The 24,495-nt window shown below is 70.5% G+C and carries 23 protein-coding genes; 9 read left to right on the forward strand and 14 right to left on the reverse strand.

Features of this window, described 5'->3' with window-relative positions; translation table 11 throughout:
• Positions 1–6: 6 nt before the first annotated feature.
• The gene (locus ROY82_03975) at positions 7–390 is read left to right on the forward strand and encodes a hypothetical protein (protein MDT3681624.1); all 384 of its coding nucleotides are present in this window, start codon (positions 7–9) and stop codon (positions 388–390) included.
• Positions 391–428: 38 nt separating this feature from the next.
• Here the strand turns inward: ROY82_03975 and ROY82_03980 are convergent, their stop codons facing one another.
• Complete coding sequence (locus ROY82_03980; protein MDT3681625.1) at positions 429–935, reverse strand: CarD family transcriptional regulator; 507 nt, start codon at positions 933–935, stop codon at positions 429–431.
• Positions 936–1,245: 310 nt separating this feature from the next.
• On the reverse strand, positions 1,246–2,139 hold the full coding sequence (locus ROY82_03985; GenBank protein MDT3681626.1) for a DMT family transporter: 894 nt from the start codon (positions 2,137–2,139) through the stop codon (positions 1,246–1,248).
• A 145-nt stretch (positions 2,140–2,284) separates the two neighbouring features.
• On the opposite strand from ROY82_03985, the gene ROY82_03990 reads away from it, so the two are divergent.
• Positions 2,285–3,706, forward strand: coding sequence for a GH1 family beta-glucosidase (locus tag ROY82_03990; protein ID MDT3681627.1), 1,422 nt, complete (start codon positions 2,285–2,287; stop codon positions 3,704–3,706).
• Here the strand turns inward: ROY82_03990 and ROY82_03995 are convergent.
• The 6 genes from ROY82_03995 to ROY82_04020 all read right to left on the reverse strand — a co-directional run bounded on the left by ROY82_03995 (position 3,698) and on the right by ROY82_04020 (position 9,996).
• A complete protein-coding gene (locus ROY82_03995) occupies positions 3,698–4,111 on the reverse strand; it encodes a DUF423 domain-containing protein (GenBank protein ID MDT3681628.1) in 414 nt (137 codons plus the stop codon). The genes ROY82_03990 and ROY82_03995 overlap by 9 nt on opposite strands.
• Positions 4,108–4,830 carry an ABC transporter ATP-binding protein gene (locus ROY82_04000; protein MDT3681629.1) on the reverse strand — a complete coding sequence of 241 codons (723 nt, stop codon included), beginning with the start codon at positions 4,828–4,830 and terminating at the stop codon, positions 4,108–4,110. The genes ROY82_03995 and ROY82_04000 overlap by 4 nt, the downstream gene beginning before the upstream one ends.
• Before the next feature lie 19 nt (positions 4,831–4,849).
• Positions 4,850–6,640: a DUF2207 domain-containing protein gene (locus ROY82_04005; GenBank protein ID MDT3681630.1), complete on the reverse strand. Its 1,791-nt coding sequence runs from the start codon at positions 6,638–6,640 to the stop codon at positions 4,850–4,852.
• A gap of 107 nt (positions 6,641–6,747) precedes the next feature.
• Positions 6,748–7,926 (reverse strand): ABC transporter permease, encoded by a 1,179-nt coding sequence (locus tag ROY82_04010; GenBank protein MDT3681631.1) that lies wholly within the window; start codon positions 7,924–7,926, stop codon positions 6,748–6,750.
• A gap of 22 nt (positions 7,927–7,948) precedes the next feature.
• A complete protein-coding gene (locus ROY82_04015; GenBank protein ID MDT3681632.1) occupies positions 7,949–9,070 on the reverse strand; it encodes a DUF4115 domain-containing protein in 1,122 nt (373 codons plus the stop codon).
• Entirely contained in the window at positions 9,067–9,996 is a 930-nt protein-coding gene (locus tag ROY82_04020; GenBank protein ID MDT3681633.1) for a pseudouridine-5'-phosphate glycosidase, read from the reverse strand. Before ROY82_04020 ends, ROY82_04015 begins: the two co-directional genes overlap by 4 nt.
• 120 nt (positions 9,997–10,116) lie before the next feature.
• Between ROY82_04020 and ROY82_04025 the strand changes: the two genes are divergently transcribed.
• The 4 genes from ROY82_04025 to ROY82_04040 all read left to right on the forward strand — a co-directional run bounded on the left by ROY82_04025 (position 10,117) and on the right by ROY82_04040 (position 14,034).
• Positions 10,117–10,443 carry an FUN14 domain-containing protein gene (locus ROY82_04025; GenBank protein MDT3681634.1) on the forward strand — a complete coding sequence of 109 codons (327 nt, stop codon included), beginning with the start codon at positions 10,117–10,119 and terminating at the stop codon, positions 10,441–10,443.
• A 192-nt stretch (positions 10,444–10,635) separates the two neighbouring features.
• Positions 10,636–10,938, forward strand: coding sequence for a co-chaperone GroES (gene groES / locus ROY82_04030; protein MDT3681635.1), 303 nt, complete (start codon positions 10,636–10,638; stop codon positions 10,936–10,938).
• Between the two features lie 69 nt (positions 10,939–11,007).
• Positions 11,008–12,645, forward strand: coding sequence for a chaperonin GroEL (groL, locus tag ROY82_04035; GenBank protein MDT3681636.1), 1,638 nt, complete (start codon positions 11,008–11,010; stop codon positions 12,643–12,645).
• A gap of 114 nt (positions 12,646–12,759) precedes the next feature.
• A complete protein-coding gene (locus ROY82_04040; protein ID MDT3681637.1) occupies positions 12,760–14,034 on the forward strand; it encodes an alkaline phosphatase family protein in 1,275 nt (424 codons plus the stop codon).
• Positions 14,035–14,100: 66 nt separating this feature from the next.
• Here the strand turns inward: ROY82_04040 and gpmI are convergent, their stop codons facing one another.
• The 3 genes from gpmI to recF are packed head-to-tail and all read right to left on the reverse strand — an operon-like array spanning position 14,101 to position 17,697.
• Positions 14,101–15,657, reverse strand: a complete 1,557-nt coding sequence (gpmI, locus tag ROY82_04045; GenBank protein MDT3681638.1) for a 2,3-bisphosphoglycerate-independent phosphoglycerate mutase — start codon at positions 15,655–15,657, stop codon at positions 14,101–14,103.
• Between the two features lie 59 nt (positions 15,658–15,716).
• A complete protein-coding gene (locus ROY82_04050) occupies positions 15,717–16,640 on the reverse strand; it encodes a DUF721 domain-containing protein (GenBank protein MDT3681639.1) in 924 nt (307 codons plus the stop codon).
• A complete protein-coding gene (recF, locus tag ROY82_04055; GenBank protein ID MDT3681640.1) occupies positions 16,633–17,697 on the reverse strand; it encodes a DNA replication and repair protein RecF in 1,065 nt (354 codons plus the stop codon). Before recF ends, ROY82_04050 begins: the two co-directional genes overlap by 8 nt.
• 87 nt (positions 17,698–17,784) lie before the next feature.
• On the opposite strand from recF, the gene ROY82_04060 reads away from it, so the two are divergent.
• Positions 17,785–19,020 (forward strand): cysteine desulfurase, encoded by a 1,236-nt coding sequence (locus ROY82_04060; protein ID MDT3681641.1) that lies wholly within the window; start codon positions 17,785–17,787, stop codon positions 19,018–19,020.
• Complete coding sequence (locus ROY82_04065; GenBank protein MDT3681642.1) at positions 19,017–19,475, forward strand: SUF system NifU family Fe-S cluster assembly protein; 459 nt, start codon at positions 19,017–19,019, stop codon at positions 19,473–19,475. Before ROY82_04060 ends, ROY82_04065 begins: the two co-directional genes overlap by 4 nt.
• Positions 19,476–19,596: 121 nt before the next feature.
• Here the strand turns inward: ROY82_04065 and ROY82_04070 are convergent, their stop codons facing one another.
• Entirely contained in the window at positions 19,597–20,106 is a 510-nt protein-coding gene (locus ROY82_04070; protein ID MDT3681643.1) for a DivIVA domain-containing protein, read from the reverse strand.
• 55 nt (positions 20,107–20,161) lie between these two features.
• Positions 20,162–21,013: a purine-nucleoside phosphorylase gene (locus ROY82_04075; protein MDT3681644.1), complete on the reverse strand. Its 852-nt coding sequence runs from the start codon at positions 21,011–21,013 to the stop codon at positions 20,162–20,164.
• Between the two features lie 117 nt (positions 21,014–21,130).
• Between ROY82_04075 and ROY82_04080 the strand changes: the two genes are divergently transcribed.
• Positions 21,131–23,770 carry a POTRA domain-containing protein gene (locus tag ROY82_04080; protein MDT3681645.1) on the forward strand — a complete coding sequence of 880 codons (2,640 nt, stop codon included), beginning with the start codon at positions 21,131–21,133 and terminating at the stop codon, positions 23,768–23,770.
• On the opposite strand, the gene ROY82_04085 is transcribed toward ROY82_04080, so the two are convergent.
• Positions 23,767–24,378 carry a cyclic nucleotide-binding domain-containing protein gene (locus tag ROY82_04085; GenBank protein MDT3681646.1) on the reverse strand — a complete coding sequence of 204 codons (612 nt, stop codon included), beginning with the start codon at positions 24,376–24,378 and terminating at the stop codon, positions 23,767–23,769. The genes ROY82_04080 and ROY82_04085 overlap by 4 nt on opposite strands.
• Positions 24,379–24,495 lie beyond the last annotated feature (117 nt).

Consider the following 24,495-nt stretch of genomic DNA (forward strand, 5'->3'; position numbering starts at 1 on the left):
GGGAAGATGATAGTCGCTTTCGATCCTGGCAAGAACCTGGGCGTGGCCTTCGTGACCGAGGCCGGCCTGTTGGAGCGTGGCCTCGTGATCGAGCCGGCCGCGTTGGCCGCGCTGGAACTGCCGGACGGCGCCACCATCCTAGTCGGCGACGGCACGGGTAGTGCCGCAGTGATCGCGGCGTTGGCGAGCAGGGGCCTCGGCGCCGAGCTGGTGGAGGAGGAGGGCACCTCCCTCGAGGGGCGCGAGCTCTACTACGCCGCCAACCCTCCCAGGGGGCTGGCGCGGTTCGTGCCGCGGGGGATGCTGAGCCCTCCCGTGCTGGTCGATGACTTCGCCGCCTACGCCATAGCCTTGCGCTGGCTGGAGCACAAGGAAGCGCGCCGCGGTTGAGGCCGCGGCGCGCGCTACTACCATCCCGGTGGCCGGGACTAGTTGAGTTCGTCTTCCTCGCCGGCGTCCATCAGGACGCGAGCATCTTGATGGCTGATGCCCAACACCGCGCTGATCTCGCCCGCCAGGAGCCGCAAGGCGCGCCTGTAGGCCTGGCGGTCGAGGTCGGGCAGCCCGCGCTCGAGGTCCCAGCGGCGCAGTTCGCTAGCCAAGGTGGCGATCTGGTAGGGGTCACCGGTGGTGAGCAGGTCGGTCACCTTGCGGTGGCGGGCGGCCCACTGCTTGGGCAGCGTGATGCGGCCGTTCTGCAGCCGTTCGAGGACGTTCTGAACCTCGTCCTTGGTGAGGGCGGCGCGCAGTCCGGCACCCTGCGGAGCGGCGACTGGCACGTACGCGCGAGACGTTCCGTTGGGGAACTCGACCTGGTAGTACTTCTGGTTGGCGCCTCCAACGGCGCGCTCGGTAGTGCCGGCGACGATCCCGACGCCGTACGGCGGTAGGACGACCTGGTCACCCATCTTGAACGTCTTCCCCTGGTCTTTCAAAGCAGCTGGCTCCCTTCGAAGCGTGCACGTGGCACGCGCTGGTCGGCGTGGTCAATCGGATTCGCAAGCTATCGTTCGTTCGGCCTCGTCCCCCGGCCCGACGCCGGCCGCTTTCCAGTGAGGCACTGGCGCGGCGATTGGTGGCGGGAACTTGGGTGAGAGGGCTTGTGGTCGGTGAGTAAGGTGATCTCCGACATATCCAAGCACGCCATATATGGTAGCAGGAATCGTGGCTTTTTGCACGAGGTGGGGAGACCTTGCGCCGGGCTCCCTGGCCGCCGCGAGCCGGAGCGTCGGCCGCTGGAACCCTTCAGCGCTGCGGGGCGGCGCGCACCGCGATCGCTATCCCGGCGAGCAGGATGGCGGCCCCGACGATGGTCGCCAGACTCGGTCGCTCACTGAAGATGATCAGGGCGAGCAGCCCCGACGCGACGGGTTCGGTGAGGAGCGTGGACGCCACCAGCGTCGGGTCCAAGTGCTTGGCCGCGTAGTTGATGCCCGTGTGCCCCACCAGTTGGGGGATCAGCGCCAGCAAGGCGATGAAGAGGTAGGTCGACAACGGGTAGCCCAGGTAAGGCGCACCGACGAGCAGGGGCATCGGCGCCAGTACCAGCGCCGCCACGGCGTAGGCCGTGCCCGCGTAGGCCTGCAGACCCATCCCGCTGGCCTGCGCCTGGCGCCCGAAGAGCAGGTACGCGCCCGCGGCCGCGGCTCCGACGAGGGCGAGCAGGTCGCCGACGAGCGGCTGCGGGCCGCCCGCCAAGTCGCCGTAGCCCACGACCGCGGCGCCCCCGACGGCGACCAGTACGCCGGTCAGCTGTGCGGCGCTGGGCGGCCGCCGCTGGAAGGTCCAGGCGAAGAGGACGACCCAAAGGGGCGTGGAGGCGAGCAGGGACACGCTAGCCGCGACGGTCGTGTAGCTGAGGGACGTGATCCACGCCGCGAAGTGGACGGCCAGCATGAGGCCTGCTAGCAGGCTGGCGCGCCATGCCCGGGCGTTGGGCGGGGTCCTGCGAAGCCCGGCCCTCGTCAGCGGCGCCATGAGGATGCCTGCCAGGGCCATGCGGTAGAAGGCGACCACCACGCCCGGAGCGTCCGCCCAGCGGATGAAGATCGACGCGAACGAGACCGCCAGCAGCGCGACGCCCAACACCGCCCACACCTTTCTGGGCGGCGCGGAAGAGCCGGGTGCCTCCGTGGCCATGCGCGAGATGCTACCCCGGCGTGAGCAGGTAGCCCCGGCCCCGAGCTGGATATGCCATGCTCTACGCGCGGCGCGTTGTGCCGTAGGCGGCGCAGGGCACGACGGGCGGTATAAGGCAAGGTTGGCGCTGCAAGGCGGGCGCTGCATGGCGGGCGCTGCATGGCGGGCGCTGCATGGCGGGCGCAGCTCGGCCGGCCGCATGGCGGGCGCCACCCGCGAGGAGCGATACGTGGGCGACTTTCCTGACGATTTCCTGTGGGGCGTGTCGAGTTCGGCGTACCAGATCGAGGGCGCGACCCAAGTGGGCGGCAGGGGCGAGTCCATCTGGGACCGTTTCGTTACCCGTCCCGGCGCCGTCGTTGACGGCTCCACCGGTGCGGTGGCGACCGGACACTACGAGCGTTACCGCGAGGACGTCGGGCTGATGCGCGAGTTGGGCGCGCGCGTCTACCGCTTCTCCGTGTCGTGGCCACGCTGGTTGCCCTCCGGGCGGGGCCGACCGGCGCCGGCGGGCGTCGACTTCTACGAGCGCCTCGTCGATTCGCTGCTGGCCGCCGGCATCGAGCCGTGGATCTGCCTCTACCACTGGGACCTGCCTCAGGCCCTGCAGGACCGCGGTGGCTGGACGTCGCGCGACTGTGCCGACTACTTCGCCGACTACGCGGCGGCGGTGGCGGGGCGCCTCGGTGACCGGGTTCGGACCTTCCTCATGCTCAACGAGCCGAACGTGCACGCGCTGCTGGGCCACCTCACGGGGCAGCACGCGCCGGGCGTCAGCGACCTGAGCGCCTACCTGGCGGCCATCCACCACCAGAACCTGGCCGTCGGCAAGGGCATCGCGCGGCTCCGGGCGCTGGACGCCGGTTTCCGGCTCGGGTCGGTCGTTTCGCTGCAACCGGTCCTGCCCGCGGCAGAGCCCGGAACCGAACCGCGGGAGGAAGACGTCGCCGCCGCCAGCCTGGCCGACGCCGCCTACAACCGGGCGAGCCTCGACCCGCTCCTGCTGGGCAGGTACCCCGCCGCGATGGCGGGTTTCTTCGAGGCCCTGCTGCGAGCGGGCGACGAGGAGACCATGCGGCAGCGCGTCGACCTCCTGGGCGTCAACCACTACACGCTTCAGCGCGTGCGCCTCGGCCGGGGCCCCCTCGGCCTCGAACTCGTGCCACCGGGGGCGGGCACCGAGGCCACGCAGATGGGCTGGCGGGTCGCCCCCGAGGCCCTCACCCGGACGCTGCTGGAACTCAAGAGCGCGTACGGCAACCCGCCGGTGGTGATCACGGAGAACGGTGCGGCGTACGAGGACCCGCCTGTCCGGAACGGCACCGTGGACGACGCCTCGCGCGTGGCCTACTTCGCCCGCTACATCCGAGGCGTGGCAGCCGCGCTGGAGGCGGGCTGCGACGTCAGGGGTTACCTGGCCTGGACGCTTGTCGACAACTTCGAGTGGGGCGACGGGTTCACGCGCAGGTTCGGTTGCGTGGCCCTGGACCGGGAGACCCTTGAGCGCACGCCCAAGGCCTCCTTCCACTACCTGCGGCGGGTGTTCGGGAGCGGCGCCTTAGGCTGAGCGGGCGAGGTGCCACGCGGCGAGGATCCAGCCCACTATCATCAGCACCCCACCCGCGGGCGCTACGGCCCCGAACCACCCCGGGGCGCCGGCCACGAGCGCGTAGAGCGAACCCGAGAAGACCACGGTACCGGCGATGAGGAACGGCGCCGAGCGCGCGGCCAGGGCGCCGCGTTGCGATAGTGCCGCCAGCGCCAGCAGACCGAGACCCTGGTAGACCTGGTACCTCACGCCCGTCTCGAAGGTCGCCAGCCGGGCCTCGCTCACGAGGTCCGTCAAGGTGTGGGCCCCGAACGCCCCGAGCATCACGCCCAGTCCTACCAGCGCTGCGCCCCACACGGCGGCGGTGCGGGCGTGGCTGCTCCCGACCGGGTCCTTGGTGTGTGAGGGCGATCGCGTGCTCACGCTCCCGTACCTCCCGCGGCCGCAGTAACAGGAACCGGGGCGGTCGCCTCCCCCCGCGCGCCCACCACCATTCCGTCGAGTAACTCCAACACGGCATCCGCCTTGTCCGCGATGCTCAGGTCGTGGGTAACGACGATGACCGTGCGCCCCTCGGCGGCCACCTCACGCAGCGCCGCGAGGACGGCCTTGCCGCTGCGGCTGTCGAGGTTGCCCGTGGGCTCGTCCGCGAAGACCACGTCGGGGTCGTTGACGAGGGCGCGGGCTAAGCCCACCCGCTGGCGCTCGCCACCCGACAGCTTGGCGGGCAGGTGATCGGCGCGCTGCTCCAGCCCGAAGCGCGCAAGCAGCGCGGTCGCCTTGGCACGTCTGGCGCCCGCGTCGACGCCTGCCAGGCCGAGAGGGAAGGCCACGTTCTGCCAGGCGCTCAGGACCGCCACGAGGTTGAACGATTGGAACACGAACCCGAAGCGGTGGAGCCTCAGCTGGGCGCGGCCTCGCTCGCTCAAGGACGCCAGCGAGCTCCCTCCCAAGAGGACGTCGCCGGAGGTCGGCGTGTCGAAGCCCGCCAGCAGGTTGAGCAGCGTCGACTTGCCCGAACCCGAGGGCCCGACGATGGTCGTCAGCGTCCCGGGCCGGAACTCGGCGTCCACGGCAGTGAGGGCGGCAACCGTGCCCGCCGGCGTGACGTAGGTCTTGGTGAGTTGGACGGCGCGCAACACCCTCACATGCTAACCGCGTTCAGCGGCCACCGGACGAACCGCCGCCGCCGCCCCCACCCCCGCCGCTCGAGGAACCCCCCGACGAGGCCGAAGCCGACGCGGAACTGAGCGCGGAGGAGAGGCTGCTGATCGACTGGCTGAGCGCGCTCATGCTGGAGAGGTTGGCGACGTTGCCGCCGCTGAGCCAGACGGCCTGGCTCGTCAGGGTCCGCTCGTCGACGCCGGCCAGGGGCGCGGCCTTGCCTAGTGTGCGCAGGTACTGCTCCGCGACCCCGAGGGCGGCGGCGTAACAGTAGTAGACGTCCCACAGCTTGAAGAAGTCGGGCGGGGCGTCCTTCATGCGCGTGTAGTCGGTGAGGGTGCGCTTGAAGCCGCGCCAGCCGTAAACCTCCTCCGCGATGTCGGGCCGCCACGAGATGATGGCGTTGGAGGCCGCCAATGCCGCGATGGCGATGACGATGTCGAAGGCGATCACCCAGACCCTGGCGGGGCCGCTGACGAAGAAGGCCAGCGCGATCCCCACCAGGAGGGCGAGGAACATGCGACCGGACCACTTCTTGGCGGCCTTGCGGCTCTCCTCCGTCGTGAGCGGGCCGCCCGTGGTTGCCTCGAGCCAGGAGCGCACGGCCGGCGCCCACTTCGCCATGAAGCTCGAGGCGTGGCGTTGGGAATAAGCCTTCAGTTCGGCGCCCGACAGCTTGTCGGGAGAGCCTGGGCGGGCGGCCCTCTTGAGGTAGCCGAGGACGTTCTCCTCGAAGGGCAGCAGCGTGCTCGAGTCGGCTTCGAGTTTCAGGTCGATGGCGAAGTCCTTCAGCCGCTTGCCGCTGGAGGCGAACTCGCCGTAGCCCCGCCGCATGAGGTCCATGATCGTGGCGTGGAAGGCGGGACCCATGGCGGAATGGTTCGGCCGCTGCGACATGATCGAGGTGACGGCCGCCGGCGGTAGGCTCGAGGGCGGTTCGAACGGGTACTTCATCGTCTCGATGCGCGGCTCGCGCCCGTAGCGCCTGTAGGCTCCCATTGCGCCAGGCGCGGTGAGCAGCAGGAGCCCGGCGGGGATCAGGGCCCACCACGGCGAGCGCCTGACCTGGAGGAGCGTCTGCACGCGCGCGACCTTCGCCTCGTCCAGGAGGAACTCTTCCATCCCCGGCCTCGTGCCCTTCGTCTCGAACAGCGCGGGGTCCATCAGGTAGCGGATCTCCACGCCGTCGCCTTCCGGGATGCGGTCGAAGGCGACGCTCAGCCTGCTCCGGTCCTCGCTCAAGCTGACCGTGGGGAGTTCCGGGTTGGCGAACCGGTGGACGTAGGCGTCGTAGGGTTCGGGGCTCGGGCCGGGGGCGGTGACGCTCAGGCTGTAGCCGCGCACCGGTGGGTGGTCCTGCTCGAGGATCTGCCAGTACCACTGAACCACGTCGCTGCGGTAATCGAGCACCCCGTTCAGGCGGTACACGAAGCGCACCCGCCGCTCCCGCACGCGCGTGGCGTTCCTCACCACGACCTCCGTTCCCCGCGTTCCGTCGGCGCAGGGTTGCTGGTAGGCCGTTGCCTCCGGGCCGGGGCCCAGGGCCCCCGAGCCCTCCAGCAGCGTGAGCTTCTGGCCGTCCTCGAGGTGGACGCAGACGAACGCTTCGCCGAAGTTGCCGTCGGTGGTGAGGGTGCGGGTGTCGTCCACCAAGACGCTGTCGTCCGCTCCTATGGTCACCTTCTGAACCACGTCGCGCCACTCGTAGCTCTGCGCGGCAGCGGATCCCGCTAGCAGGGCGAGGCAGAGGAGGACCAGCCGTGGGCTATATGAACGCTTACGTGGCATGGGGACACATTAAAGCACCGCTAGCCCTTTCGCGGCGCGACGAAGCTCATAACTCGGGCGTGGCCCGAGCGCCGCTTCACCTGAAGGGCACGCGCGCGGGCGCCCTCTCACTCGCGCGCCAGTGCCTCCGCGATCGGGATCCGCGACGCCCTCGCGGCCGGTAACAGGCCCGACGAGAGGCCCATGACGAGGGCCACCAGCACGGCGAAGCCGACCAGCCTGGGCGTCACGAGGGCCACGTGCAGCCCGACGTAGTCGTAGGCCACGCGGTTCACGAAGTAGACGCCCGCGCGCCCGATGGCCACGCCGACCGCGGCGCCCGCCAGCGACAGGAGCAGCGACTCGGTGAGGACCAGCCCGAACAGGAAGCGTGGCCGGGCGCCTACCGCGCGGATGACGGCGAACTCCCGCGTTCGCTCGAAGACGCTCATCATGACGGTGTTGGCCACGGCGATGGCCCCGACGATGAGCGCGATGGCGCTGATCCCCAAGCGCACGACGTCGGAGACCTTGAGGCTGGTGCTCACCTGCTCGAAGAGCTCGGAGCGCGTCTGGGCGCCCAGTTCGGGGAACTTCTGCTGGATGGCCGCGGCCACCTCCGCGGCCCGCTCGGGCTTGACGCTGGAGACGGCTATCAGGCTGTACCGATCGGTCACGCCCATCGCGCGCTGCAGCGTAGTCAGGGGCGCCACGATGACGTTGTCGAGCAGACCGCCGTTCGCGCTGACCACACCCACGACCTCGAGGCTCACGTTCGGGTTGAGCCGCAACGTCGAGCCGAGCGTGAGGCGGCCACGTTCGGCGGCGCTCGCCCCGACGACGGCGACCCCCTGGCCCTCGTCCGCGGCGGTGAGGAGCCGGCCCTCTCGCGCCTCGGCGCCGAAGAACAGGTCCGATAAGTCGACGTCGGCCGGCAGGCCCTCGAAGATGTACGACTGGCTGGGGCTGAGGCCTCCGCGCAAGTAGAGGAGCGTGGGCACCGCCAGCCGGATGCCGAGCTCGTCGGCGGCCGCCTGCAGGTCGCCCAGGTAGTGAGCTGGCAGGTCGGGGCTGGTGGGGAAGAAGTCGCCCGACGCAGGGCCGAAGGTGACCTGGATGTCGGGCCCTAAGTTCGCGAGCTGATCACTGAAGACGCTCCTGATGCCCTCCCCGAGCGACAGGAACACGACCGCGCCGGCAACGGCGACGGCTATGCCCAGGGCCGTGAGGAAAGTCCGCAGGGGCCTCTGCCTGAGAGAAGCAGCGGCCAGGGTGCCGGTCATGGCGGGGCCGGTGCCCGCCCTCATGCGCGCGCCGATCGCGGCAGGGTCACTGCGCCGGGAAGGCGCGACCCACCACGGCGCCGGAGGAGCCCATGGTGAACGGCGCGCCGCCCGCGAGCGTGAGCTCGACACCCGCCGCGTTGCCCGCATGAACGTAGACGGGCAGCGAGAAGCGGTAGGTTTGGCCCGGCTCCGCGTTGGTGTAGACGAGGCGCTCGCCCTCGTTGCGCACCGTCCCGCGGTAGACCTCGAGCCAGCTCTTGGCCACCACGTGGATGACGATCTCGCCGCTGGCGACGGGCTGGGCTTGAGGCACCGGCGTCGTTTCGCCGGCAGCCGCCGTGACGGGTCTTAGGTCCAGCTCGATGGTGCGGTCCTCGCTGAGGTCGATGTTCTGCTCGACCGGCTCGTAGCCGTCCAAGTTGACGCGTAGCGTGCGGTTGGCGCGAGCCGTCACCGGCGCCGCCCGGATGGGCGTGAGGCCGGGAAGCATGAACCCGTCGACGGCGACCCTGGCGCCGGGCGGGTCCGTCAGGACGTCGAGCAACACCGTGCCGCCGACCGGGAGGTCGCTCTGCTCGAGGCTCCCGGCGACCGGGGCCGCGAGCCCACCGGGCGGCGGCGCCTCCGTGGTGGGTGGGGCGGTCACGCCGGGGGGCGAGGCGGCGGGAGTCGTGGGCACCCGCCCGGCCCTGAAGAAGAGCGCGTTGTAACCCCACACTGCGAGCGCCACGAGGGCGACGACCAGTAGGACGGTCGGCACGGCTGGGTTGAGGCGGAAGCCACCGCCGCCGCCAGGGCGCCGATGCGGTTTGGGCGGGGGCTCGCCGCGCCGTTCCTTGTCGAGGCGTTCCTCCAGGGTGGTGAGCCCGCCGGCGCGCTGCCGCTCGCGCTGGTACACCTCGAGGGCCTGTGCTTCGGACACGCCGACCGCCTGGGCGAAGAGGCGCACGAAGTTGCGCGTATAGACGTCCTCGGGAAGGTCGTCGTACCTTCCCTCTTCCAGGGCCTTGAGGTACTCGCGGCGCACGTGCGTCAGCTCGGCGACGTCGCCCAGCTCGAGCCCCTTCGAGGAGCGCGCCTGCCTGAGCAGGGCGCCCAACTCGTCGAGCCCGCCAAGGCGAGCGTTTCCGCCCATGCTCTCTCGTGGGTCCTGGCCCTGCGTCATGGCGCGACTCCCGCCGCTGAGGGTGGCATGGCGGCCGAGTAGGCCAGCGCGATGCGCGCAGCCAAGCGGGCGTTCTCCTCGAGGAGCCTGAGGTTCACCTTCAACGTGTCACCCTCCGAGAGTTCGGCGAGAGCTGCGAGGAGATAGGGGGTGGTGTCGCGGCCGCGCACGTGCTTGCTCGCGGCGGCCTGGCGGGCGCGACTCAACCAGCCGTCGAACTCCTCGCGAGAGAGCCCGGCGCTGACGGGGTTGCTGATGATCACGCCGGCGCTGAGGCCGAGTGCCTCCTGCGACCTGAGCACCGCGGCGGCCTCCTCGGGGGTCTCGACCCTGGCCGGGAGGGGGATGTCGGTCTCCGGGACCACGAAGCCGGCGAGGTGCTGCGAGCGGTAGCCCACGACGGGTACGCCGAGCGTCTCGAGGCGCTCCGTGGTCGCCGCGGCGTCGAGGATGCTCTTCGGCCCGGCGCACACGGTGAGTAGTGGGTACCTGCCGAGCGCCACGAGGTCGGCCGACTCGTCGAACGGCGCGTCATGAACGCCGCCGATACCGCCGGTGGCAAAGACCTTGATGCCCGCTGAGTGGGCGGCGTAGAGCGTCGTGGCGACGGTGGTGCCGGCGTCGCGCTTGCCGGCGACCAGTGCGGCGAGGTTCCAGAGCGACGCCTTGTCGGCTGCGCCGGAGGCGAGCCGCTCGAGACCTGCTGGCGTGAGCCCGACCCGGATCTCGCCCGCCAGTACGGCTACCGTGGCGGGAACGGCGCCCGCCTCTCGCACCACTTCCTCGAGGCGCCGCGCCAGCTCCAGGTTCTGGGGCCTCGGGAGGCCGTGAGTGACGACGGTGGACTCGAGGGCCACGACGGCAGCGCCTCGTGCCAGCGCGGCGGCCACGTCAGGCGAGGTGCGGACAGGTCCAGTTACGCTCACGCCGTCGATGTTACCGCAGCGCGGTGAGGCGCTGGCCGGGCCCCGGTGCCGCTGCGGAGCGCATGCCATCGCGGAGTCGCGCCACACGGGCGGCGCCGCCACGCATGGTAAAATCCGGCGGTGAACGTCGAGCTGTCCACGGTATTCCCTTGGCTCCAGCAGATCGCATTCGGGGCGGTGGCCGGCTTCGTGGCGGGTTTCGCGCTCAAGAAGGTCGGTAAGCTCGTGGCCCTGGCCCTCGGCCTCCTGTTCGTCGCCATTCAGCTGCTGGCGTGGTCGGGCTTCGTGACGGTCGACTGGGGCGCGGTGCAGGCGTCGGTGGACCCCCTCCTCGAGACGAGCTCACTGGAGCGGGCGTGGCGCAGCCTGTTGAGCGTGCTCGCCTACAACATCCCGTTCGCCGCCGCCTTCGTTCCCGCGGTGGTCATCGGCATCAAGCGCGGCTGAGGCCGCCTCTGGCGGACGCCGCCGGCTCCGGAGAGTCAGCGGACCCAGTGCAGATGACCTGAGTCTGCTGCGCTCAAGGACCTTGATTGAGTTCGCTTGACACTTCGCTCGTGCCACGGATACCATGTGGACGTTTGGCACTCGCATGGCGAGACTGCCAATAACAAGTCCCGAACGAAAACGGAGGAACCCATGGCAGACAAGAAGCAGAACCTCAGGCCGCTGGGCGACAAGGTCGTGGTGGAAGTCATCGACGAGCCGCAGACCACCGTCAGCGGCATCGTGCTGCCCGACAGCGCCAAGGAGAAGAGCCAGCGCGGCAAGGTCATCGCCGTCGGCACCGGCAAGCTCATGGACAACGGCAGCCGCGAACCCATGGAAGTCAAGCCCGGCGACACCGTTCTCTTCGCCAAGTATGGCGGCACGGAGGTCGAGTTGGGCGGCCAGGAGCTGATGATCCTGAGCCAGCGCGACATCCACGCCGTCCTCGAATAAAGACGACCAAGAAACCGCAACGGACACCCGACAACGTAGTACCGAAACCGCACAGAGAACGGAGAGAACATGGCTAAGGACCTGATCTTCAAGGAAGACGCCCGTCGCGCGCTCGAGCGCGGCGTTACCGCCGTCGCCAACGCCGTCAAGGTGACCCTCGGCCCCAAGGGCCGCAACGTGGTCCTGGAGAAGAAGTTCGGTGGTCCCACCATCACCAAGGACGGGGTCACCGTCGCCAAGGAGATCGAGCTTGCCGATCCGATCGAGAACATCGGCGCCAAGCTCCTGATCGAGATCGCCAGCAAGACGAACGAGATCACCGGTGACGGCACCACCACTGCCACCGTGCTCGGCCAGTCGATCGTCCACGAGGGCCTCCGCAACGTCGCCGCCGGCGCCAACCCGCTGGCGCTCAAGCGCGGCATCGACAAGGCCGTAGAGGTGGTCGTCGCAGGCATCCACAGCATGTCGAAGGCGGTCGAGGACAGCAAGTCCGTGGCCGAAGTCGCCTCCATCTCCGCCAACGATCCCGAGGTCGGCACGCAGATCTCGAACGCCATGGACAAGGTCGGCCGCGACGGCGTCATCACCGTCGAAGAGTCCAAGACCATGGAGACGGAGCTCGACTTCGTCGAGGGCATGCAGTTCGACAAGGGCTACGTCAGCGCCTACTTCATCACCGACTCCGACGCCATGGAGGCGGTCCTCGAAGACCCCTACATCCTCATCCACGAGAAGAAGATCAGCGCACTCAAGGACCTGCTCCCGGTTCTCGAGCAGGTTGCGCAGACGGGCAAGCCGCTCCTGATCATCGCCGAGGACATCGAGGGCGAAGCGCTCGCTACGTTGGTCGTGAACCGCCTGCGCGGCACGCTCAACATCTCGGCCGTCAAGGCGCCGGGCTTCGGCGACCGCCGCAAGGAGATGCTGCGCGACATCGCCGCGGTGACCGGCGGCGAGGTCATCAGCGAGGAACTGGGCCACAAGCTCGAGAACGTGCGCCTCAACCAGCTCGGCCGCGCCAAGCGCGTCCGCAGCAGCAAGGACGAGACCACCATCATCGAGGGCCTCGGCAGCACCGAGACCATCCAGGAGCGCATCAAGGGCATCAAGGCCGAGCTCGAGCACACCGACTCCGACTACGCCCGCGAGAAGCTCCAGGAGCGCCTCGCCAAGCTGTCGGGCGGCGTCGCGGTCATCCGCGTGGGCGCGGCCACCGAGACGGAACTCAAGGAGAAGAAGCACCGCTACGAGGACGCCCTCTCGACCGCCCGCTCGGCCGTCGAGGAAGGCATCGTCGCCGGCGGCGGCGTTACCCTCATCCACGCCACCACGGACGTCAAGAAGCTCCTCGAGACGCTAGAGGGTGACGAGCGCACCGGCGCGAGCATCTTGCTGCGCGCTCTCGAAGAGCCGACCCGCCAGATCGCGGCGAACGCCGGCGCCGAGGGCAGCGTCGTGGTGCACGCCATCCTCGCCAAGAACGACGGCAAGTACGGCTACGACGCCGCCACCGACAGCTACGTCCCCGACATGTTCAAGGCCGGCATCGTGGACCCCGCCAAGGTGACGCGCACGGCGCTGCAGAACGCCGCCTCCATCGGCGCCCTGCTCCTCACGACCGAGGTCGTGGTCGCCGAGCGCCCCGAGAAGGACGACAAGACGCCGCAGATGCCGGGCGGCGACATGGGCGGGATGGACTTCTAGACCACCCCAGGCCAGCGACCAGTTCACAGGCCGCTCGTCGGGCGCCCCGGGACAGCTCCCGGGGCGCCTTCTCGTAAGGGGCCTCGGCGCGCTCGCCCTGCAGTACAGTCGGGAATGGCCGGCCCAGCTTTCGGCGACCTGGAGGCGCTCCTCGGCCCCGACCTCGTCGCGCCCTACGTCGGCGGGCGCTCGCTCACGAGCGTCCCCGCGACCGTCGGCCACCTCTTGGGCGTCGACGACGGCTGGCGCTCCCGGTGGCTCACCCTGCCTGACCTTGCCGAGCGTTACGAGAGGGTCGTGCTGCTCCTCGTGGACGGCCTCGGGTACGCGCGGCTGAAGGAGCAGCTGGCGAGCGACGACCGCGGGTTCGCCGAGCTGCTGCGGTTCGGCGGCGCCAAGGAGCTGGGCGAACCCATCACCACCGTTGCCCCGTCCACTACGTGCGTCGCCACCACCGTCCTGGCCGCTAACGGGGCCTCCCCGGCCGAGACGGGCTTCCTCGGCTTCACCCAGCTGATGCCCCGCTTGGGGCTGGTGGCCAACATGCTCTTCTGGCAGCCCGCCTGGGGCCGCGGCCACGGCAGGGGCGACCTCGAGGCTTGGGGCCTGTCACCCGAGGAGGCGCTGCCGACGCCCACCATCTACCAGGTGCTGTCCGCGGCCGGGGTGCACAGCACCACGCTCCATCCGGCCGATCTGGCTCGCAGCCCCCTCTCCCGCGTCCAGAGCGCGGGCGCCCGCGTGGACGGCTACATCGGTTGGGTCGACATGCTCGCCCGGCTAGCCGCCCAGCTCGAGGAAGCGGCCGGCCGGCGCGGTTACACGTTCGCCTACTTCCCGGACTTCGATTCGCTCATGCACCGCGACGGTCCGGCGACCCCGACGTACGCGCCACTGCTCGAGGCGTTCGCCGCGGGACTGCTGCGCACGCTCGAGGGGCTGTCGCCAAGGGCCCGCAACGGAACGCTGGTGCTGATCACGGCGGATCACGGTCACCACCAGGTACCCGCCAAGGAGGCCGCGTACCTCGACGAACTGCCCGACGTGACCCGGCACTTGGCCTGGCGCGAGGGCGGCGAGCCGCGCCACGTCTACCTCTACGCGCGGGCCGGGGAGGTCGAGGAGCTGCTGGCGGCTGCCCGAGCTGCGCTGGGGGCGCGCTTCAGGGTCCTCCGCGGAGACGAGGCCCTGGCCGCCGGGCTCTACGGCGACCCGGCCCACCTTCACCCCGAAGCCGTGCAGCGCGTGGGCGACGTCGTGCTGCTCGCCCGGGGCGGCGCCAGCCTGTGGGACAAGCGGGCCGACGGCGCGCCACGCGGCATGCACGGGTCGCTGACGGCCGACGAGATGCTCGTGCCGCTCATAGCGCTGCCGCTGGACGCCGGCTAGCGCTCGTGCGAGGGCCGGCGCCCGCGATGACCTGGCGCTAGTGCGAGGGGCGGCGCTCGCGAGAGGCTAACGCTCGAGCAACGACTTGCCCGTCATGGCGCTCGGCTGCGGCACCCCCAACAGGTCCAACACCGTGGGCGCGACGTCCCCGAGCACGCCGCCGCCTCTGAGCGCCACGCCGGCCAGGGCGGGGTCGTCCGAGACGAGCACGCACGGCACGGGGTTCGTCGTGTGGGCGGTGTAAGGACTCCCGTCGGCATCGAGCATCTTCTCGGCGTTGCCGTGGTCCGCCAGCACGATGGCGGCGCCGCCCCTCGCCAGCACGCCCGCGAGCACCGCGCCCAGTCCGGCGTCCGCCGCCTCGCACGCCGCCACGGCGGCCTCCAGCACGCCCGTGTGCCCCACCATGTCGGGGTTGGCGAAGTTGATCAGAACGAAGTCGTCGTCGTGCTCACGCAGTCGCGCCACGGTCTTGGCCGTCAACTCAGGAGCGCTCATCTCGGGCTGAAGGTCGTACGTGGCGACCTTGGGTGAGGGCACCATCACCCGCTCCTCGCCCGCGTAAGGCACCTCGCGCTGAGCGTCGAAGAAGTAGGTCACGTGGGCGTACTTCTCCGTCTCGGCCGTGTGGTACTGCCGCAGGCCCGCCTGCGCCAGCACCTGGGGGAGCGTCTCGTCGACCGGAGGCACGGCGAACGCGTACGGCGCATGGAGCTCCTTGTCGTACTCCATGAGCGACGCGAAGACGATCTTGGGCGCCCGGCAGCGCTCGAACTCGCTCCAATCCGGGCCGCCGAGCAGCGCGTGGCTCAGCTGCCTGGCCCGGTCGGTGCGAAAGTTGAAGAACACGGCGGCGTCGCCGGGCTGGACGGCGCCATCGTCCGGCGCGGCGCCCTCTTCGCGCACCACGGTGGGGCGCACGAACTCGTCCGTCTCGCCGCGGGCGTACGCCGCCATGACGGCCCCGACCGCCGTGGCCTCGACGTGCTCGCCCTGGGCACAGACGACCAGGTCGTAAGCCAGCTTGGTGCGCTCCCAACGCTTGTCGCGGTCCATGGCGTAGTAGCGGCCGCAGACGCTGGCTACCCGCGCGTCGCAGCCCGCCTCCCGCGCAGCGGCGAGCTTCTCCTCGAGCGTGCTCAGGTAGTCACGGCCGCCGTCGGGCGGCGAGTCGCGGCCATCGGTGAAGGCGTGCACCCGCACGCGCTCGAGCCCCTGGGCAACGGCCAGGTCGACGAGGGCGAGCAGGTGACGCAGGTCGGAGTGCACGCCGCCGTCACTGACCAGGCCCAGCAGGTGCAGGGTGTGCCCACGCGCCGCGCCGAAGGTGCGCAACAGCACCTCGTTCTCGAAGAACGAGCCGTCAGCGATCAGGTCCCGGATGTACGTGAGGCTCTGCTTCACGACGCGGCCCGCGCCCAGGTTGAGGTGCCCCACCTCGCTGTTGCCCATCTGGCCCTCGGGCAACCCTACGGCGAGCCCGGAGGCGCTCAGTCGCGTGTGCGGGCGCTGTCGCCAGATGGCGTCGAACACCGGCGTGGCGGCAAGGGCGACGGCGTTCCCGGACCCGGCGGGCGCCAGTCCGAAACCGTCGAGGATGATGAGTGCAACGGGCTTGGTCATGGGTCAGGCTCCAAACGGCGGCCGGCGAGGCCCGCCTTCGACATCGTGTGGCAAGGTACTCACTCGTCCTCGCCGGCGAGCGAGAGCACGTTGGCTATGCGCGGGTCGAGGTTCCGCAGGTCTTCGGCGGTGAAACTCCCGGGCGGGCGGCCGTGCGCCAGGGCAAGGCGAACGCGCGCCGCTCCGGCCAGCTGCCGGGCGAGGCGGGGATCCGCCACCGTAGCGGCAAGGAGCGACGCCAGCGTGGAGTCGAGGTCCCTGCCCGCCAGGAAGCGAGCGACGGCGTGCTCCTCCTCCGACAGCGAGTCGAAGGTGCTGAGGGGCGCCGTGCGCAACCTCCGGGCCGCGTCTCGCACCCTGCCCTCCCGGGCGTAGCGAGCGCACGCCTGGCAGAGCACCCGCCCGAGCTCCACCTCTTGATCTGCCCGGCCGGCCTCCCGAAGGGCGGCCTCGCGCTGCGTGTCGCTTCGCACGGCGCCATCGTGCAGCGCGCCGCAGGTGGGGCACGCGGCCCAACCCAGTTCACGCCTCGCGGCCTGGAGGGCCAACAGGCCACGGCCCGCCTCGACGGCCACACGCTGCAGGTCCTGCGGCAGGGCGAGCTCCTCGAGCGACGCCGTCAGCCTCCGCAGCTCGACCGGGTCCGGTGCGGGCAGCTTGGAGGCGCCCTGGACGGCCTCCTCCTCGTCCCGCAACCTGCCGACCTGGAAGCGGATCTCTCGCACGTCCTTGACGCCGTAACGGTCCCGGTAGGCGCTCAGGAACTTCAGGCGCTCCATGCTCAGGTGCATGGCCGTCTCGGAATCGGAGACGTTGACGTACAAGACGCCGTCCCGCAGCACCTTGGCGGCGCTGAAGGCGGCCAGTTCGGGGCCCACGAGGCGCCGCCACAGGAGGACCGCCTCGGCTCGCCTCACGCCGCGCTTCAGGCCGCCGCGCCTGAAGACCTCGTCGAGGAGCTCGGCCACATGCCGCTCACGCACGGCCGACCCCCGGGGCCGTCGCCCGGCCGGCCACCATGTCGAGCCGGTAGTCGAAGCGGGGCGGCGGCTCCGTGCCCGACACGAACGCTTGTGGCGTCGCGCCCGCCAAGGTCAGGAGGTACTCGCGCCGCGCCGAGTCGAGCTCGGCCGTGAAGTCGTCTATCAGCAGCACGGGGGGCTCGGCGTGCTTCTCGCCCAGGATGCGGTACTCGGCCACGCGCAACGCGAGGGCCGCGGTGCGGGCCTCGCCCCGCGAGCCGTACTCGTGAAGGCTGACGCCCCCCAGCTCGAGGTAGAGGTCGTCGCGGTGGGGGCCCACCACGGTCTGGGCACGCGCCAGCTCCGTGCGCGCGCTGGCGCTCAGCGCCTCGGCCAGACCCGCCTCGGCGTAGGAGCGTCGCAGACTCACCCGCAGGTCCGAACCGGCGTCGCCCGCAACCTCGCGGTACACGGCGGCCGCGAGCGGGGCCAGGCGCGTGATGGCGCGGTCGCGTAGGGCGTCGATCTCGCTGCCGAGCAGCGCGAAGCGCTCGCTCCAGACGCCGAACGTGGGGCCCAGGTCGCCGGCGCGCAGGAGCGCGTTGCGCTGTTCCAGCACCCGCAAGTACTCGCGGTGCAAGGAGGAGTAGCGGGCCGACAGCTTCGAGAGCAGGCCGTCCAAGTAGCCGCGCCTGCCGCTCGGCGGCCCGTGGATCAGGTCGGCGTCCTCGGGCGTGAGCAGCACGGCGCTCACCACGCGCGCCACGTCCATGGTTCGAGCCTGCTGGCCGTCCACCTTCAGCAGCTTCCTGCCGGGCGCCAGGCCGACCTCGATGCGCGAGACGCCCTCGTCGTGCTCCACCTCGGCCGCCACGTAGGCCTCTTCCTCCCCGAGGCGGACCTGGCGCACCAGTTTGCCGCCCACGACCTCGCCCGTGCACCCGAGGTACGCGGCCGCCAGCAGGTTGCTCTTGCCGGTCGCGTTGCGGCCCACCACCGCCACTACCCCGGCGGGGAACTCGAGCCGCGAGTCCCGCAGGTTCCGGAAGTTGAGCTGCGCCAGCGTCAGGAGTCGCACCCCACGAGTGTACCGCCGCTCGGACGCACCCCGGACTCGGTCGCCCTAGACGGGAGCGGCGTCCAGGCCGGTGCTACACTCGACGCGATGAGCGACATCGACGTCGCGGCGATCCGGCGCGACTTCCCGATCCTGGGCCGCGAAGTGAACGGCCACCCCCTCGCCTACCTCGACAGTGCCGCGTCCAGCCAACGCCCCACCCAGGTATTGGACGCCATGCGCGACTACTACGAGATGCACCACGCGAACGTCCACCGCGGTGCCCACACCCTGGCCACCGAGGCGACGGACGCATACGAGGCGGCGCGCGAGCGCGTCGCGCGTTTCATCGGCGCCCCCGACGCCCGTTCGCTCGTCTTCACGCGCAACACGACCGAGGCCATCAACCTGGTGGCCGCCAGTTGGGGCCGCGCCAACCTGCGCGCGGGCGATGAGGTGGTCGTCAGCGTGGCCGAGCACCACGCCAACCTGGTGCCCTGGCACTTCCTCAAGCGCGACCTCGGCATCGTCATCAAGCCCGTGCCCCTCACGGCGGAGCAACGCCTCGACATGGACGCGCTGCGCGCCGGCGTTACCGAGCGCACGCGCCTCGTCTCGACCTTCCACATGAGCAACGTCCTTGGCGCCATCAACCCGGTGGCGGAGATAGCCCGAGTGGCGCACGACGCCGGGGCGTTGCTCCTGGTGGACGGGGCGCAGGGCGCCCCGCACCTGAGCGTCGACGTCGAGGAGCTCGGCTGCGACTTCTACGCCTTCTCCGGCCACAAGATGCTGGGCCCCACCGGCATCGGCGCCCTTTGGGCGCGGCCCGAGATACTCGGGGCCATGCCGCCCTTCCTCGGCGGCGGCGAGATGATCCGCCGGGTGACGCTGCAAGACAGCACTTACGCCGAGATCCCGGCGCGTTTCGAGGCCGGGACCCCGAGCGTGGCCGAGGCCATCGGGATGGCGGCCGCCGTCGACTACCTTGAGGCCGTCGGCATGGCCGCCATCGAGCGGCACGACCGCGCGCTGTTGAAGCGCGCCCTGGCGCTCCTGGACGACGTGCCCGGCGTCACCCTGTACGGCCCCCGCGGCCCCGACAGGGCGGGCATCGTGACGTTCAACGTCGACGGCTTGCACGCCCACGACGTCGCCACCGCCCTGGACCTGCAAGGCGTGGCGGTCCGCGCGGGCCATCACTGTGCGCAACCGCTCGGCAAGGTGCTCGGTGCGGCAGCCAGCGCGCGGGCGAGTTTCTACCTGTACACGACGTTCGAGGAGGTCGAGCGCTTCGTGGCGCTGGTGGCCGAGGTGGTCGAGAGGTTCGGGGTTCGCGCTTGAGCCTTCTCGACGAGCTCTACCAGGACCTGATCCTCGAGCATTACAGAAGGCCCCGCCACCACGGCGAGCTGGCCGGGGCCGACGTCGTGCAAGAAGGCATCAATCCGAGCTGCGGCGACGAGCTGACCCTCTACCTCAAGGCAACGGACGGCGAGGGCATAGCGGTGAGCTTCGAGGGCGAGGGCTGCGCCATCTCGCAGGCGGCCGCCAGCCTCATGAGCCAGGCTGTGACCGGCGGCACGCGGCACCACGCGGCCGAACTCTCGGCGGCCTTCCAACGACTCGTCCGGGGTGAGAAGCCGGGGCTGGAGCTGGGTGACCTGCAGGTCTTCACGGGCGTCGCCAAGTTGCCGGCGCGCGTCAAGTGCGCCCTGCTGCCATGGAAGACGCTGGACGAGGCCCTGGCCAGGCTGGACGCGAACGGGGCGACGGACCCGGCGGAGCCAGCGGGTTGAACGGCCACGGCGTGGACCGGCGGGCGGGCCAGACGACCAAACGGTGGCCGACCGGATAAGTTCGACCACCACGCGGCCGCCGTGCGGGCCGGACCCCCGGACGCTCAAGAACCCAGGACGCTCACGAGTTCACGGAATCGTCCAGCAGGGCGTCCTCCGGGTCCGCCGTTGCCGCGTCGGTCTGCGGGTCGCCGGCGGCTAATGCCGCCTCGTACGACGCCAGCAGCGCGCGGAACTGCGCCTTGAACAGCAGCCGTTGCCGGGTGACCAGGTCGAGCTCGGCGCGCGCCCTCACGAGTTCGGCCTCCACGTCGGCCAGGCGCGACCGGCGCATGCGCTCCGCCTCCTCCAGCACGAGTTGGGCCTCCCGCTTGGCGTTCTCCTTCAGCTCGAGCGCGATGCGGTCCGCGGCCATGACGGCGTTCTGCAGCTCCGCCTCGGCGCCGCGGAGCTTGCCCAGCTCCTCCTCGGCCTCCGCCAGGCGCCGGCGCAACGCCTGCGCCTCGCGCAACGACTCCTCCACGTCCAGCGAGAGCCGTTCGAGGAAGGCTCGCACCTCGCCTCGGTCGTAACCGCCCACGCGCCGGCTGAACTCGGCGTGCTGGATGTCGATGGGGGAGAGCCTGCTCATCCGCGAAGCCCGCCGGGCCGGGAAGGGCACCGGAGCGCCGCCGGGCCCGCCCGTCTCATAGCTCCGGCAGCACGGCGCGCACCAGGCGCCGGAAGGTGGCGCCCGTGCGGGCCGCCACGGCGAGCACCTCGTCGCCGGTCGCATGCTCGTTGCGGTCGGGAAGGGCCATGTCGGTGACGGTCGAGATGCCCAGTACCCTCATGCCCAGGTGGCGCGCCCTGATGACCTCGAACACGGTCGACATCCCGATGGCGTCGGCCCCGAGGGTGCGGTAGGCGCGCAGCTCCGCGCGGCTCGCGTAGGACGGGCCGGTGATGGCGAGGTACACGCCCTCGCGTAGCGGTATGCCCTCCGACAGCGCCACGCGCCGCGCCGTGCGCACGTAGCCGGGGTCGTAGCAGTCGAACATGACGGGGAACCGGGGGTAGCGTTCGTCGTCGTTCGGGCCGATCAACGGGTTCCGGCCCGTGGCGTTGACGTAGTCGAGCTGGAGCATCAGGTCCCCGGCCTCGAAGGCGGGGTCGAGCCCGCCACAGGCGTTGGTGACGACCAGGCCGCGCGCGCCGAGGGCGTGCATGACGGCCACCGGGAACGAGCACTCCTGCGCGCTGAAGCCCTCGTAGGGATGAACGCGCCCCTGCATCGCCACGACGGTCCGGCCCGCCAGGTGCCCCAAGACCAGGCGGCCGGCGTGCCCCGGCGCCGTGGATACGGGCATCCCCGGCAGGTCGGCGTAGTCGATGGCGGTAGCTTCCTCGATCTCCTCGGCCAGCGGCCCCAAGCCCGAACCCAAGACGAGGGCAAGTTCCGGCACGATGTCGGTGACGCGCCTCACGGCCTCGGTGGTGAGCGCCACGGCTCGCGCGTCGCCCACGGGCACCTTGGCGGGTATGTCGGAGTCGCTCATGCGTGAATCATAACCACGACCATGCACGCCCCCAGCCGGCCGGCGCGGCTTGCCTGCTCGCACGCTCGGTGTGGGGCGCCCTTAGTCCTCTCACCAACGCTCCGGTAAACTGCTCGCATGTCGTCAAAGCACCTGTTCGCAGCCTTGCTCCTACTGGTCGCACCACTCGTCGCCTATGGACAGGGCAACGTGCAGGGCAAGATAGTGGAGGTGCGCGTGACCGGCACCACCACCTACGCAGACATCGTCCGCACCATCATCACCGCGCGCGTCGGCACGCCCGCCGCGTCCGTCGACCTCGAGGCGGAGCGCAACCGCATCTACAGCCTCGGCACGTTCGAGTCCGTCACGCTAGCGTTCGAGTCGTCGCCGGCGGGCCCCATCCTCGTGATCACCGTGGTGGAGAACCCGCGGGTGGGCGAGATCGAGTTCGAAGGCAACGCGACCGTCCCGTCCGACTCCCTGCTGGAGGCACTGCGCGTGACCAACCTCCTCGAGCCCGGACGCGTGTACAACACGACGCGCGCGGAAGAGGCCAAGGAGACCATCCGGCAGCAGTACCGCCAGGCGGGCTTCCCGTTCGACGTCGACGTCGAACTCGACGTGACACCGGCCCCGGACCTCGCGACCAGCGCCGCCGACGTTCCCGTCAGGCTCACCTACACCGTCGACGAGGCCGCGGCGGTCGAGAAGGTGGAGTTCGAGGGCAACACGGTGTTGACGGACGCCGACCTGGACGCGCTCTTCCAGGGCCTCGAGCGCGCCGGGGAGTTCGACCCGAAGCTCTACGCCGACACCGTGCAGGCCGTCAGCACCCGCTACTGGAACCTGGGATTCAGGGGCAGCGGGGTCGACACCAGCACGACCAGCCTCGAGCGCGGCGTACTCACCGTGCGCGTCCTGGAGCTGAAGATCGCCTCCATCGACACCACCGCCCTGGGCGTCGACCCGGGAGAGCTGAAGATCAAGCCCGGCGACCTCTTCAATTACGACGACCTGCTGGCGGAGGTCAAGCGCCTGGCCCGCGGGCGCTCGTCCGACGTGCAGCTGCAGGCCGCCGTCTCGCCAAGCGGCGGCGTGCGCGTGACCTTCCGCCTGGGCGCACCCGAGACGGCAGGGACCGTGGACGAGATCGTGATCGAGGGCAACACGGTGTTGTCAACCGCGAACATCGTCAAACTCCTCGAGCTCCAGGTCGGCGACACCTTCACCTCGGTGCTCGCGCAGGAGGATTTCCAGAGAATCGTGCGCGCCTACCAGGCCGCCGGCTACCGGGTCGTGACGCGCCCGGACTTCTCCTACGACGACGGCACCTACGTCCAGCGCATCACCGAGCTCAGGATCGCTGGTTACGAGGTCCGCTACGAGGGCGAACCCAGCTCGACGAGGGACACGGTCATCACCCGTTACCTGCCCAAGGTCGGGTCGGTGGTCTCCGACAAGCAGATCGTCGAGGGCCTGAGGCAGGTGGCCGCGCTGGGCGTCGTCGACGTGCAGAACTACGCCCTGGAGCCGGCCGAGGCCCAAGACGAGGCGCTCGTGGTCATCACGGCCGCGAAGCGCCAGACGGGGGAGCTGAGGCCGGCCGCCCAGTACGCCACCGACACGGGCTTCTCGGGCAGCCTCTCCTACTCCGAGAAGAACTTCCTCGGCCTCGCCCACACGGTGGGCGCGGAGGTCGACGTGCTCAACACCGACATCGGCATCATGCTGGGCGGGCGCGTGAGCTACTCGATACCGTGGCTCTACGTCGACGCGCTCGACTTCCAGGACGTGCCCACCGCGATCAACGTCTCGCTCTTCAGCGTGGTCAACAACAACAACCCGTTGAGCGCGGGCAACCAGACCTCGATCCTCTACCCGGGGCTGGCCGACCTGCCGGAGAACCGCGTGCGCGTCGGCGAGTACACCGTCCGCTCCAGCGGGTTGGGTTTCAGCGTCGGCAGGCCGATAGCCGCGGACACCTACCTGCTCGTAAGCGCGAACGGCGCCTACAACGACTACAAGCTCGAGCCCCCGGTCGGCGACTGTAAGATCGAGGGCGGCAAGGTGCAGAACCCCACGAACTGCTCGGTGCCCAGCACCTTCGCGGCAGCCTACCTGCCCACCAGCGGCCTGTCGGCGTTCACGGGGGCGCGGGTCACCTACGACTCGCGCAGCGACACGAACTTCCCGGCCGACGGCCTGTCGGCCTACGGCGCAGTGGGCGTTGGCTTCGGCAACGACCTGCTCGCCGGCGGTGTGCGCACCGGCTACATGTACGAGCAGGTGTCGGGCGGCATCCGCGCGTACGCGCGGCTCTCGGACCTCATGCCGGCGGAGATCCAGGACAAGAGCCACGTCTTCGCCGTCCGCCTCGACGTGGGCCACCAGTTCGGCGGCGTGTACCCCGCGTCCAAGCGTTTCACGGTTGGCCGCACCAACGACGTCGCCACCCAGATCCGCGGCTACACGCTGGAGGACTTCGACCTCGCGCGCACCTACGCCACCACCTCGTTCGAGTATCGCTACGACTTCGGCCTGTCGACGGTGGCCACCCAGACGGTGATCGGCCTGGCGTTCGTCGACGTGGGCTGGTCGTCGAGCGTGCCCGGCTTCGCCGAGTACGCGACTCCCGTCTTCGCCGGGGCCGGGCTGGGCGTGCAGGTCAACCTGGGGTTCGGGGGGCTCATACTCCCGGCCATCCGCATGGACTACGCCTTCAGCGAGAAGCACCCGACGGGCGTGTTCAGCTTCCGCGTCGGCCCGGTCTTCTAGGGGCCGGCGATCTCCGCCAGCAGCCGGGCGTCACAGATGGTGAGCTTCGCGTAACCGGCCTTCAACGCGCCCGAGCGCACCAGTTCGCCGATGACCTTCGTCACCGTCTCGCGTACGGAGCCGACGGCCGCCGCCAGTTCGTCGTGGGTCATGCGGATGGTCGGGACGCCATCTGGCGAGCGCACAGCAAGCGCCGAGTCGGAGAGCTCCAGCAACTCCGCCGCCACGCGGGCCTTGAGGGGCTTGCCCGCCAGGCGCAGCAGCGAGCGGTTCATGCGGTCCATGGCCAACGCCAGGTCCACCGCTACCGCCCGCACCTCGGCGGGGCCCAGTTGCCTCGCGTCGAACGCCAGGACGGTCGAGTCGGTGATGGCGTCGGCGAAGTACCGGCGCTGTTTGCCGGTCAGGGCCTCCTCGCCGAAGTACCCGCCGGGCTTGACGTACCTGAGCGTCGCACCGAAGCCGTCGTCGTCGACGGTGTGCAGGCGCACCAGGCCGGCGTTCACCTGGTAGAGATCGTCCGCGGCGCCCGGATAGAGCACCACTTCCCCGGCGCCGAACTGGCGGGTCCGGGCGGGCGCCTCTGGTGTGTGTATGGCTGCGGTCAAGTCGTCGCCTCTCCCTGGGAGTAGGCCGCGGGTTGCGCTCCCGTGGCGAGCGGTCACCCGGCCCACGGTCGACTCGTGACTACGAGGATAGACCCCGACCGGCGCGGCGGGTGGCTC

The organism is Truepera sp., from assembly GCA_032027045.1.
Taxonomy (GTDB): domain Bacteria; phylum Deinococcota; class Deinococci; order Deinococcales; family Trueperaceae; genus JAAYYF01.

Coding starts and splice junctions, on each gene's coding strand:
- ROY82_04010 (MDT3681631.1), bottom strand. CDS start 7,926: ATGAGGGCGGGCACCGGCCCCGCCATGACCGGCACCCTGGCCGCTGCT.
- ROY82_04070 (MDT3681643.1), bottom strand. CDS start 20,106: ATGAGCAGGCTCTCCCCCATCGACATCCAGCACGCCGAGTTCAGCCGG.
- ROY82_03975 (MDT3681624.1), top strand. CDS start 7: ATGATAGTCGCTTTCGATCCTGGCAAGAACCTGGGCGTGGCCTTCGTG.
- ROY82_03985 (MDT3681626.1), bottom strand. CDS start 2,139: ATGGCCACGGAGGCACCCGGCTCTTCCGCGCCGCCCAGAAAGGTGTGG.
- ROY82_04015 (MDT3681632.1), bottom strand. CDS start 9,070: ATGACGCAGGGCCAGGACCCACGAGAGAGCATGGGCGGAAACGCTCGC.
- groES (MDT3681635.1), top strand. CDS start 10,636: ATGGCAGACAAGAAGCAGAACCTCAGGCCGCTGGGCGACAAGGTCGTG.
- gpmI (MDT3681638.1), bottom strand. CDS start 15,657: ATGACCAAGCCCGTTGCACTCATCATCCTCGACGGTTTCGGACTGGCG.
- ROY82_04005 (MDT3681630.1), bottom strand. CDS start 6,640: ATGCCACGTAAGCGTTCATATAGCCCACGGCTGGTCCTCCTCTGCCTC.
- groL (MDT3681636.1), top strand. CDS start 11,008: ATGGCTAAGGACCTGATCTTCAAGGAAGACGCCCGTCGCGCGCTCGAG.
- ROY82_04075 (MDT3681644.1), bottom strand. CDS start 21,013: ATGAGCGACTCCGACATACCCGCCAAGGTGCCCGTGGGCGACGCGCGA.
- ROY82_04040 (MDT3681637.1), top strand. CDS start 12,760: ATGGCCGGCCCAGCTTTCGGCGACCTGGAGGCGCTCCTCGGCCCCGAC.
- ROY82_03990 (MDT3681627.1), top strand. CDS start 2,285: ATGGCGGGCGCTGCATGGCGGGCGCTGCATGGCGGGCGCAGCTCGGCC.
- ROY82_04060 (MDT3681641.1), top strand. CDS start 17,785: ATGAGCGACATCGACGTCGCGGCGATCCGGCGCGACTTCCCGATCCTG.
- ROY82_04080 (MDT3681645.1), top strand. CDS start 21,131: ATGTCGTCAAAGCACCTGTTCGCAGCCTTGCTCCTACTGGTCGCACCA.